This is a genomic window from Rheinheimera fenheensis (assembly GCF_039871805.1).
Taxonomy (GTDB): Bacteria; Pseudomonadota; Gammaproteobacteria; order Enterobacterales; family Alteromonadaceae; genus Alishewanella; species Alishewanella fenheensis.
The window spans coordinates 164,680-175,673 of sequence record NZ_JBDPJM010000003.1 but is presented as its reverse complement, the minus strand read 5'-3'; the positions used below and the strand labels follow the sequence as shown (position 1 = coordinate 175,673).

Genomic DNA, 10,994 nt, shown 5'->3' with positions numbered 1-10,994 from the left:
AAACAGGGTTAAAAAATAAAGGCGCCTTGGGCGCCTTTATTTTGCCTGTAATCTATAGATTAAAATGGCAGTACTGCGCCATCCCAGTTCAGCAGGGCGCCGGTTTGTGCCGGCTGTAAGGCGTCAGCGACTGCCGCCAGCCGCTGGGCGGTCTGCGCTGCACTTTGCAGCTGCCCCGCAGGCAGGTTTGTTTGAAAGGGGGCTGACAACGGTGTATCTGTCGTGCCCGGATGCAGGCTCACGAGTGTTGCCGTTTTGTTGAGTCGCCCCACTTCAATACTGCAGTTTTTCACCAGCATATTTAGCGCAGCTTTACTGATGCGGTAACTATACCAGCCTCCCAGTGCATTATCGGTAATACTGCCCACTTTGGCACTTAACACTAACAGTTTTACATTCGGGCATTTACACAGGTAGGTAAACAGTAATTTCAGATATACCGCCGGCACTGCGACGTTTTGCTGCAAGCGCTGCATCAGCACGGCGCTTTCTAGCTGGCGGATGGTTTTTTCCGGCATGGCGCTATCATCATGCAGTACACCGTTACAAATAAAAATAGTGTCTGGCTGCTGCGCTAAAGCCTGCTTAACGAGCTGTTCGGAATCAGCCTCGCAGGTTAAGCTATCCTGATACCAGTAATAGGACACCTGCGTCGGCTTTGCCTGACGACTGATTACCGTTACGCTGGCCCCCCCAGCGCCGTAGTGCTGCGCCAACGCCTGGCCAATGCCACTACTGCCACCAATGATCAATACCGATGCACTCATAGGGCCAGCTCCTCTGCCAGTTGTTTACCACTTAGCCAGGCATTTTCCACCCGACCACCGTTCAACCAGTCACCACATAGGCCAAGCTTAAGATCAGGCAATAGTGCAGCCCCAAGCGGCGGATAGTCTGCTGCCTGCTGAGCATAGCGCCAACGATGGCTTAATATAGCGCCTGGGTTTACTTTGGTATTAAGCAAACGCTGCAGCGCAGCTAGCCCATGTTGCGCGACATCGTCGGCCGTCAGCTCAAGGTGTGCCGCTGACCACGCCGGATTGAAGTGAACAAGCCAGTGCTGCGGACCAGCACGGCCGGATTTACTGCCCTGACGTGCCAGCCAGCTGACTTGGTTATCCTGCTTAACAAAAATGCCATCAAACGCTACCGGCAGGCTGTTAGCTTCGGCCAGTTCAATATTCACGGCCCAACAGGGTAATAATGCTGTCTGATCAAACAGTTTTTTTAACTGCTGCTGTGATGGTATCAAATCTTGCAGCAGTGTAGCCGCCTGTTGCTGTGGCACGGCCAACACCAGTTGCTCAAACTGCCCGAGTAAATCGCTACCTGCATACAGCTGCCAGCGGCCGTGCTCGAAATAAATAGCACTCACCTGTGCATGTTGCACGCTGATATCAGCAAGTAACTGCTGCACCGGCTTTTGCATGGAGGGGATACCAATATAGCGCTCAGTATTATCGGGTGACGCACTAAGCTTACCTTGTTCAATAACGCCCAAAGCGCCCTGCCAACGCTCAACCACCTGTTGGGCTAACCAGCGTTGGCATTGCGAGCAGAATGCTGGCGTACGGGCAGTAAAATATTGCGCGCCCAGATCCAGATAGCCAGCGTGGGTGCGTTTACTACTCATACGCCCACCGACAGAGCGGCCTTTGTCAAACACAACAACAGAGCGCCCTTTCTGCTGTAAGTGCTGGGCGCAGGCAGCGCCGGCTATGCCAGCGCCAATAATAGCTACAGTCAAAATTCTATCCTGTCATTTTTCAACTGGCAGCTTGTACGCCGGCGGCAACTTGTACGATCATAGCCAAAACGATCGATTTTGCTTGCGCCAGCGTAAAAGCATTAACCCGTTAAGCAAGGAACTCAGATGGCAATCCAAACCGCGACCTTTGGTGCAGGATGTTTTTGGTGTATCGAAGCGGCAATGAATCAATTGTACGGCGTCGTCCAGGCCCTGAGTGGCTATATGGGCGGCAGCGAACAAGACGCCAACTATCGCCGGGTATGCGATGGTGACACTGGCCACGCCGAAGTGGTGCAGGTGCAATTTGATGACAACACCATCAGCTTTGAGCAGCTGTGTCTGGTGTTTTTTAGCCTGCACGACCCCACCCAGTTAAACCGGCAGGGTAATGATGTCGGCAGTCAGTATCGTTCAGTGATTTTTTATCACGATGCGGCCCAGCAAAACGTCGCCCAGCAACTCATGGCCAAACTGAGCGCCGAGCAGGTCTTTGATTCGGCCATTGTTACCGAGCTAAGCCCTGCCAGCACGTTCTTTGTGGCAGAGCAGTATCATCAGGGCTATTTTCTGCAACACCCACAGCAAGGCTATTGTCAGGTGATTATTGCGCCCAAGCTGGCAAAATTCAGACGGCAATACCAGGGCTTGCTGAAAGTTTCTGACGCATAACATCTGAGCAATATGGAGTTGACGGCGCAAGCGCCGTCTTCTGCATAGCTTTGATTAACGCGGACGGTAGCTTAAGCTAATCGCGACGTTAATACCCGCTGTCGTGTAACCGGCACTGGTCTGATAGTCTTTATCAAGCAGATTATCCAGTTTAGCCCTGACACTCAGTTGGTCATTCAGCTGATAACTACCACCCAGCCCCCACAAGATGAAACCGCCAAGATCAGTGACCGGGGCAAAAGCGCCCTGGTAAGTGCTGCTTTGATAGTCGGCAGTGATGAATACCGACCAGCTATCCTGCTGATAATTACCGCGCCAATTAATGCTGTGCTCAGGCCGTCGCTCCAGTTTTAAACCCGTGCTGTGGTTTTCACTGTCCAGCCAGGTGTAGCTAAAATCGCTGCCAAGCTGCTGCCAGCGCTGCTTTATACTTAGCTCCAGCCCCTTGATGCTGGCCAGCAATACGTTTTCGGCCTGCTCTACCCCCTGAATAAGGTTGGTAATGTCGCGGTCAAACCAGGCAACCTGCGCATCAAAATGGCTATCCTGATACACCAGTGCCAGCTCATCAGATATCGACTCCTGTGGCTTCAGATCCGGATTGGCAAAACCAGGAAAGTACAGTTCATTAAAGCTTGGGGCTTTAAAGGCGGCACCACGGCTTAATCTGGCCTGCCAGCGTTCGCTAAACTGATATGCCGCCGCCAACTGCCAGGTATTGTTTGCGCCATACTGGTTAATCAGATCACGGCGCACTGTTCCCTCCAGCTGCCAGGCAGCCTGCTGATACTGCAGGGCGGTAAACGCTGCGCGGTTAATGCGGCTGGTTTGCTCAAAGTCCGGCGCGGCCTTACTCACCTGCTCCTGATACCAGTTCACGCCACCTAACCAGCTTAATGACTCCGTCAGATCAGTCGTGGCCTGATAGCTAAATTCGTCACGCACGGTGTTAAACGGGCTGCGAGAATCCGCGCCAAAGGTCACTTCACGGTCCAGATTACGGCTTAAACGACTCTGATGCTGCCACCGACCAAGCTGTTGCTGCCAGCCAATAAAATAGACACGGCTTAAGGTGTCGGCTTCATCCTCACTGCTCCAGGCATTGTCAAACTGATACCTGCCCGAATTAACATCAGCCTGGGCGCTGAAAAGCCCGAACGTGGTGTCATAATCGGCGGCCAGTTTGACAAATTTCTGCTGATAACCGTCTTTATCGCTGTCCAGATCCTCACGCACATTAAAGCCATCGGCGCGACTGATGCCGGCCGTTGCGTGCAGCTGCACAGGCCCGCTGTGATGACTCAGGCTCAGGTCAGTACCTGCCTGGCCGTAACTGCCAACATTAGCGTTTAGCTCTAATGCCTCAGCACGACGGGTACTTATAGCAATAACGCCAGCCAGTGCATCAGAGCCATACCAGGCTGCGCGAGGCCCACGTATCACCTCTATGCGCTCAATCAGCTCCAGTGGCAACATGGCCAGTGATTTATAGCCCAAAGTAGCCGAGCCGGTGCGGACACCATCTACCAATATCAGCGTATGGCCGGTATTACCGCCGCGGATATAAATCCCGCTACTTTGGCCTCGCCCGCCATCGCGCGACAAATTAATGCCGGGTAGCTGCGCTAATAAGGCCGGCAAGTCGATGGCCTGACGGGCGACAATTTCGTCACGCTCCAGCACAGTGACACTGGCCAGCACTTCTTGCGCTGGCGTGGCAGTGCGGTTGGCGTAAATACTAATGTGTTCGATATTTTCAGCCGTAGCCGAACAACAGGATGCGACCAGCACGGCCGCCAAAGCAGGTTTAAACATGTCAGCTCCAACAATGTGCCCACCGCACATCGGATAAGTTAAGGAATTTTTTTGGCCGGTCTCCGGGCTGACAACCTGCTTGCGCCTGTACCCGCCTTCCCATCTTGCGACAGTGGCTTTGGGTTCAGATCAGTTGTTTACCGTTGCGGGGGCAGCTCTGGTTTTACACCAGATTCCCGTTTACCTGCAGTGGTTTGCAGCACCAAAAAAAGCGGCTTCCTGTCGAAGCCGCGTGCAGTTTACGCCATCAAGATTAAATGTCAACAGACATCTGGATGGCCAATAAACCGAGTAGCTAAAAAGTTTAATCGCGGAAGTTTTTAAATTGAAACGGCTGACCCAGCTCACTGGTACGCACTAATTGCATAACAGCCTGCAAATCGTCACGCTTCTTGCCAGTTACCCTAAGCTCTTCCCCCTGAATCGCTACCTGTACCTTAATATTGCTATCTTTGACTAATTTAACGATTTTTTTCGCCATGTCTTTGTCGATACCCTGCTTAATACTGACATGTCGGGTGATCAATTTGCCGTGGCGCTCTTCTTTTTCAATTTTAAAACTGCTGACATCTAACTGCAGCTTGCTGGCTTTAGTCGCGAAAATATCAAACAGCTGCATCACTTGCTGATCAGCTTCAGCGGTCAGTTCGATGTGCTCTTTGTTCAGTTCAATTTTGGCGTTAACGCCACGAAAATCAAAGCGGGTCTCCAGCTCCCGTTTGGCGTTTTCTACCGCGTTTTTCGCCTGATTCATATCAATTTCTGACACAATATCGAATGAAGGCATGACAAGTCTCCTGTGCTTAAGCCGTTCTGTCTGCTGGTGATTATAACCAGAAAGCTGATACAATCCGAGCGACTTCTGTTTCGGGGGATTACTGTGTCACAAGGTTTTTACCGCTTTGTTTGTCTGTTGTGTTTTTTACTGGCAACGGCGGGGTTTTTAGCTGAGCTCAGCGGCCACAAAATTGGCGGTGGCATTGCGCATTTAGATAAAGTGGCACATTTTGGCATCTTCGCCGTCTTGGCAGCCCTGTTGTGGAAAGGCTTTAAACTTAAAGCACTCACGGCCTTTTTACTGCTGGGGGCCTATGGCGGTGCCATTGAGCTGGCGCAGCATTATTTTACCCGCCGCAACGGCGACTGGTGGGATTTACTAGCCGATGTCGGTGGTGTGGTCAGTTTTTATCTGGTGCGTGCCCTGTGGCATCAACTACGACCGCGCAGCGTCCGTTAAGCTGGACAGTCGTCGGTAGCGGCGCCATCGGCTCGCTGGCTGCCTGCCGCCTTAAGCTGGCCGGTTATACCGTTGGCTTACACTTAAAACAGCCCCGCGCCCTAAGCATTGACTTTGCCGGTCGCCCGTTACACTTCTCCGCTGCTATCCCCCCGTTAAATGCCGTGCTTATTCCGGTAAAAAGTTATGCTGTTGTCGATGCCATGCAAAGCCTGCTGCCACATTTAGCAGCCAACGCCCAGCTGGTGCTAAGCCACAATGGCATGGGTACGCTGGAACAGGTATTACCCTTATTGGCCCCCAATCAGGGCCTGTGGTTTTTAACTACCACACATGGCGCATTAAAACAGCAGCATAATCTTTTACATACCGGTCAGGGCCAGAGTGTGTTAGCGCCGTTAAATCATGCTGCATCAGCTTATACGGCAGTGGTATTGCCTGCGATGGAGGCTGCATTGGGACCGGTTACGCTGGTTGATGATATTACGCCGTTTTTATGGCAAAAATTGGCGATAAACGCCGCAATAAACCCACTTACGGCCATTTATAATTGTCGTAATGGCGAGCTGTTACGAGCAGAGTTTGCGCCATTATTAACGGCGGCGATAACGGAGGTGCAGCAAGTGGCTGCGGCGTGCGGCGTGCTAATGGATGACAGCCTGCTACAGCAAAAAGTGCTGCAGGTTGTTGCGGCCACAGCAGAAAACTTTTCGTCTATGCAGCAGGACATTACCAATAACCGCCGCACGGAGATAGAAGCGATCAATGGTTATGTAGTGCAACAAGCAGCACGCTTTGGTATCGACGTGCCGCATAATAACGCCATGCTGTCTCAAGTGCTGCGCTTAAGTAGTAGCTACAGTTAACCCGCCGGCATTAAGGCCGGTATACCGCAACGTTAGTAAAGCCCTGCTCTTGCAGCACCACGGCCTGTAGTCGGCTCATCACGCCACGTTCACAGTAGCAGTAATAGTGCTTGCTTTGGTCAAGGTTGCCAAACTGTGAGGCAAGACGGAAAAACGGTAGCTCAATAACGCTATGGCCAGCCACCGTTAATGGTTTAAGCTCAGTTTCTTCCGGGCTGCGAATATCCAGCACCACCGCGTCAATGGGCAGCTGCGCCAGCTCAGATACCACATGGGCTTGTTGCTCGGCCTGATACTCCACGGTGCGGATATCCAGCACTTTGGCGTCCTCCACTACCTGCTGCAGCACCGTAAAGTCAAACTGTTGTTCGCTAGCCTCTACCGCCGTTAATACGGCGTTGACAGTGGGTTTATTCGAGATCACCCCACAGTATTCCGGCATACTCTTGGCAATATCATCGGCGCCCATCTTGCGCGCCATATCAATAATTTCCTGCTTATCCTGATAGATCAGCGGCCGCAGAATCAACGTGTCGGTTACCCTGTCTATCACATTTAAGTTGGTAATGGTTTGACTGGATACCTGACCAATGCTTTCACCGGTCACTAAGGCTTTAATACCCAGACGCTCGGCGACCTGGCTGGCGGCACGCATCATCATACGCTTTAACACCACGCCCATCAGGCCGTTGTCTATGTTCTCCAGGATCTGCTCTACTACCTGTGCGAAGTTAACACTGACAAACTTAACCCGATGCGACAGGCTATATTTTTGCCAGATATAAAACGCCATTTCACGCACGCCGGCTTCGTGGGCCGCACCGCCTAAATTAAAAAACAAATAATGGGTGCGCAGGCCTTTGCGGATCATCAGGTAACTGGCCACTGCCGAGTCGTAGCCGCCAGAGATAAGCGATAACACATCTGACTGTGACGGCAGCGGAAAGCCGCCCATACCCTGATGCATCTGGCGCACCATAATCAGCAAGTCTTTTTTTATCTCCAGCGCCACCACCGTATCAGGCTGCTTCAGTTGCACACGGGCACTGGCAATATGCTGGTTTAAACCGCCGCCAATATAACGCTCGGCTTCAATCGAAGTAAAATCGTGGTTGCCAGTACGCCGCACCCGCACGCTAAAGCTTTTGTTCGCAAGCTTGGGGCCATAAACCGCCAGCACCTGCTCGAAAATATCGTGCAACGAGCTAAATGGGCTGGATTGCATTTCAGCGAAATTCACTATGCCGGGAATACAGCTCAGGCGCTCGATGAGCGTCTGGCGCACCGTTGCATCATTGCTGTTGCAGCGTACGGTCAGGTGATCAAAATTATTGTTTACCTCTACCTGCTCATGCACCTGCAGCAAAATGGTTTTCAGGTTGCGCTCTAGCAGCAACGTCTGACGCTTACGCACCGACTTACTTTTTATGGCGATTTCGGGGTGAAGTTTTATTAAAAATTCAATCATGGGGCGACGGCACAAGGTAGCAGGAAAAAAAAGTGGCGCAGATTATAGCGGAACTTTAGCCCAAGACCTAATTTGAGCGAACCGCTTGCTTCTGCGCCACTGCTGCTTTTACATCACGGCTGTGCCGGTGGTTCCAAGCTGATAGGCTCAGACTCTTTCGCTTTACCCTGCATAATGGAGATTTCTACCCGCCGGTTGCGCCGGCGGTTAAGTTCAGAGTCATTTGGTGCCAAAGGCTTAGTATCCGCGTGTCCTACAACCACCAACCGTGTGCGGTCAAAGCCCGGCGCTTTAATCATCTCGGTTGCCACCGACACCGCCCGTTTTGCCGATAAGTCCCAGTTATTACTGTGTAGCTCATCGGATACCTGAATATCATCGGTATGCCCGGTAACCGTGATTTCGCCGGGGACGTCGTTTAACAAGCTGCCAATACGCTGAATAATGGGCTTAAACCTGGGCTGCAAAAACGATGATCCCGAGGGAAAGGAGCCATTTTCACGGATGCGGATAATAATTTGTTGGCCCAGAGATTCGAGCTCTATAGCACCGTCAACGATTTGCTTTTCCAGCTGCTCAGCCAGCTTTTTCACCATTTCATTGGTTTGCTCTTGCTGAGCTTCAGATTGTGCATCGGCTGACGCGGACTCGCCGTCCATAATTTCCTCGGCATTACTCACCGACTGACCACCGCTTAAATCTTCGCGCTGCTCCTGACGTCCGCCGGCAGAGTCTTCCTCACCAGCCTGAAACTCGATAACCTGCTGCGTAATTTCAATGGTTTGCTGCTGTAGCGTCTCAATTGGCGTTGGGTCTGGCCGACCAGGACGAAACTCCATAGCAATCACGCTGGTACCTTTGGGGATATCTTCCACTTCAATTTTATTTTGTACACCAAAAGCAAACTTCATTGAGCCGGCAATTTGCTTAAACTTCAGCACATCCATTTCGGAAAATGCCAATAACAGCACAAAAAAGCACATCAGTAGCGCCATTAAATCCGCGAAGGTCCCCATGTAAGCAGGCAGGCCTGGCGGCGGGCATTTGCACTCTTCAGCTTCATCACTCATGGTCTACTCCGCTGCTGCCGGTTCTCGTTTACCTTGCGCCAGATAATTTCGCAGTATGCCTTCAATCACTTTCGGGTTCTGGCCGTCCTGTATACCCAAAATCGCATCCAAAATCAGTTGGTTGTTGGTCTTTTCCTGCTGGTTACGAATAGCAAGCTTATCGGCCAGTGGAATGGCAATAATGTTGGCTATAAAGGCGCCGTATAAAGTAGTCAGTAGCGCAACCGCCATTGCAGGGCCTATCGCTTTGGGGTCATCCATGTTCGATAGCATTGCGACTAGACCAATCAGGGTACCAATCATACCCATAGCCGGTGCAACATCGCCCAAACTTTTAAAGATGGCAATAGCCGTTTCATGGCGTTTCTCCGTCAGGCTAATGTCTTTTAGCAAGGTTGCCCGCACCACATCGGCATCGTGGCCGTCTACCAGCATGTTTACGCCCTTTTGCATGAAGGCATTGGGAATTTCAGCTTCTTCGAGCGCAAGAAAGCCGCCTTTGCGCGCAGAGTCTGCCAGCTGTACCGCTTTTTCAATCAGCTCTTCCGGCGCTTCAATTTTAAACATAAAGGCCTTTGCAGCGGCTTTACCTGAGCCAAAAAATTGGCCAAGGGTAAATTTTGAGATCACCACGAAAATGGAGCCAGCAAATACAATTAAGACAGACACGGTATCCATAAACATGCCGGGTGCGCCATTACTGCCCAGAATCATGGCCATTACCACAAAACCTATAGCGCCTAACATACCGACCAGGGTAGCCAAATCCACGTTACTCTCCTTAATTACCACACAGCAGTGTTAACCACGTTTGCCAGTTTATCTTAGACGATAGCTGTTTATCGACAAAATCGGCAGATGATTAAGTATAAATTGCGGGAAATTATCAATTTAGCCTTTCACATCCGCTTTCTGATTGACCATAATAGCCTGCTAAGGTACCTTTGCGCACACTTTTGTCGGGGGTGGTATGAGCAAGAAAAAAGCTGATTTAAGCCAGTTTGAGCAAAGCCTGACTGAGCTTGAACAGATAGTACAGCAATTAGAACAAGGTGAACTGTCGCTGGATCAATCCTTACAACAGTTTGAACGCGGTATTACCCTGGCCCGACACAGCCAGCAGTTGCTGCAACATGCCGAGCAGAAAGTACAGATCCTGATGCAGCAACAACAGCAGGAAACCTTGCTGCCATTTGAACCAGAGCAGGAAAACTAAGGTGTTACCAGCCAATTTGCCGCGTTACCAGCAACGGGTAGAACAGCACCTGCAAAGCGTGATCAGCCAATTTCCACTCACAGATGAGCGGCTGTTATCAGCCATGTCTTACAGCCTGTTGCTGGGCGGAAAACGGGTACGACCTTTCTTGGTTTACAGTTGTGGCACCCTGCTCGGCGCCAGCTTAGCCGATTTGGACGGCCCGGCCGCAGCGCTGGAAGCCTTGCACAGTTACTCGCTTATTCATGATGACCTACCGGCAATGGATAATGACGACCTGCGCCGTGGTAAACCAACTTGCCATAAAGCCTTTGATGAGGCGACGGCCATTTTGGCGGGTGATGCCCTGCAAGCATTGGCCTTTGATATACTGAGCCATCATCCCTATCAGCAGGTTGGCGCACCTGAAGTGCTACAGATGCTGCAGACACTGGCACGCGCTGGCGGTTATGCCGGTATGTGTGGCGGTCAGGCGATTGATCTGGCACAAACTAACCAGCAAACCAGTCTGGCGCAGCTGGAGCAGATGCACCGGCTTAAAACCGGTGCTCTTATTGAAAATGCGGTAGAGTTAGCCTGGTTATGCAGCCCCAATCGGCAACTTGCCGATAAAGAGCACTTACTGCAGTTTGCGCGTGCGCTGGGGCTGGCATTCCAGGTGCAGGATGATATTCTCGACATTGAAAGTGATACCCAAACGCTGGGTAAACCGCAAGGCTCTGACAGTAAAGCCAACAAAGCAACTTACCCTGCCCTGCTTGGACTTGAACAGGCCAAAGCCAAAGCACAGCAATTATATCAGGATGCATTGAACGCCCTGAGTAAACTACCGTATAACACTGATGAATTACGCAGTTTTGCGCAGTACATTATCGAACGCAGGTTTTAACACAGGCAAGGATT

General features: G+C 51.3%; 12 protein-coding genes and 1 riboswitch. Of the genes, 5 read left to right on the top strand and 7 right to left on the bottom strand.

Annotation, left to right across the window (positions count from 1 at the left end; all coding sequences use genetic code 11):
* Window positions 1-59: 59 nt before the first annotated feature.
* The gene (locus ABGI61_RS06345; RefSeq protein WP_347598570.1) at window positions 60-767 is read right to left on the bottom strand and encodes an SDR family NAD(P)-dependent oxidoreductase; all 708 of its coding nucleotides are present in this window, start codon (window positions 765-767) and stop codon (window positions 60-62) included.
* Window positions 764-1,747, bottom strand: coding sequence for an NAD(P)/FAD-dependent oxidoreductase (locus ABGI61_RS06340; protein ID WP_347598567.1), 984 nt, complete (start codon window positions 1,745-1,747; stop codon window positions 764-766). The genes ABGI61_RS06345 and ABGI61_RS06340 overlap by 4 nt, the downstream gene beginning before the upstream one ends.
* Before the next feature lie 126 nt (window positions 1,748-1,873).
* Between ABGI61_RS06340 and msrA the strand changes: the two genes are divergently transcribed.
* Complete coding sequence (gene msrA, locus ABGI61_RS06335; RefSeq protein ID WP_347598564.1) at window positions 1,874-2,419, top strand: peptide-methionine (S)-S-oxide reductase MsrA; 546 nt, start codon at window positions 1,874-1,876, stop codon at window positions 2,417-2,419.
* Between the two features lie 54 nt (window positions 2,420-2,473).
* Here the strand turns inward: msrA and ABGI61_RS06330 are convergent, their stop codons facing one another.
* A complete protein-coding gene (locus ABGI61_RS06330; protein ID WP_347598561.1) occupies window positions 2,474-4,234 on the bottom strand; it encodes a TonB-dependent receptor domain-containing protein in 1,761 nt (586 codons plus the stop codon).
* Window positions 4,235-4,270: 36 nt separating this feature from the next.
* Window positions 4,271-4,456: riboswitch (cobalamin riboswitch) on the bottom strand.
* An 82-nt stretch (window positions 4,457-4,538) separates the two neighbouring features.
* Window positions 4,539-5,021: a YajQ family cyclic di-GMP-binding protein gene (locus ABGI61_RS06325; protein WP_347598558.1), complete on the bottom strand. Its 483-nt coding sequence runs from the start codon at window positions 5,019-5,021 to the stop codon at window positions 4,539-4,541.
* Between the two features lie 93 nt (window positions 5,022-5,114).
* Between ABGI61_RS06325 and ABGI61_RS06320 the strand changes: the two genes are divergently transcribed.
* Both ABGI61_RS06320 and ABGI61_RS06315 read left to right on the top strand, forming a co-directional pair.
* Complete coding sequence (locus ABGI61_RS06320) at window positions 5,115-5,471, top strand: VanZ family protein (RefSeq protein WP_347598555.1); 357 nt, start codon at window positions 5,115-5,117, stop codon at window positions 5,469-5,471.
* Complete coding sequence (locus ABGI61_RS06315) at window positions 5,438-6,337, top strand: ketopantoate reductase family protein (RefSeq protein ID WP_347598552.1); 900 nt, start codon at window positions 5,438-5,440, stop codon at window positions 6,335-6,337. Before ABGI61_RS06320 ends, ABGI61_RS06315 begins: the two co-directional genes overlap by 34 nt.
* A 10-nt stretch (window positions 6,338-6,347) precedes the next feature.
* Here ABGI61_RS06315 and thiI read toward each other — a convergent pair whose 3' ends face one another.
* The 3 genes from thiI to pomA form a co-directional block, all read right to left on the bottom strand.
* Window positions 6,348-7,805, bottom strand: coding sequence for a tRNA uracil 4-sulfurtransferase ThiI (gene thiI, locus ABGI61_RS06310; protein WP_347598549.1), 1,458 nt, complete (start codon window positions 7,803-7,805; stop codon window positions 6,348-6,350).
* Between the two features lie 113 nt (window positions 7,806-7,918).
* Window positions 7,919-8,875: a flagellar motor protein MotB gene (locus tag ABGI61_RS06305; protein ID WP_347598546.1), complete on the bottom strand. Its 957-nt coding sequence runs from the start codon at window positions 8,873-8,875 to the stop codon at window positions 7,919-7,921.
* Between the two features lie 3 nt (window positions 8,876-8,878).
* Window positions 8,879-9,646, bottom strand: a complete 768-nt coding sequence (pomA, locus tag ABGI61_RS06300) for a flagellar motor protein PomA (RefSeq protein WP_347598543.1) — start codon at window positions 9,644-9,646, stop codon at window positions 8,879-8,881.
* A gap of 199 nt (window positions 9,647-9,845) precedes the next feature.
* On the opposite strand from pomA, the gene xseB reads away from it, so the two are divergent.
* On the top strand, window positions 9,846-10,091 hold the full coding sequence (xseB, locus tag ABGI61_RS06295; protein ID WP_347598540.1) for an exodeoxyribonuclease VII small subunit: 246 nt from the start codon (window positions 9,846-9,848) through the stop codon (window positions 10,089-10,091).
* A 1-nt stretch (window position 10,092) separates the two neighbouring features.
* Window positions 10,093-10,980 carry a (2E,6E)-farnesyl diphosphate synthase gene (ispA, locus tag ABGI61_RS06290; RefSeq protein WP_347598537.1) on the top strand — a complete coding sequence of 296 codons (888 nt, stop codon included), beginning with the start codon at window positions 10,093-10,095 and terminating at the stop codon, window positions 10,978-10,980.
* Window positions 10,981-10,994 lie beyond the last annotated feature (14 nt).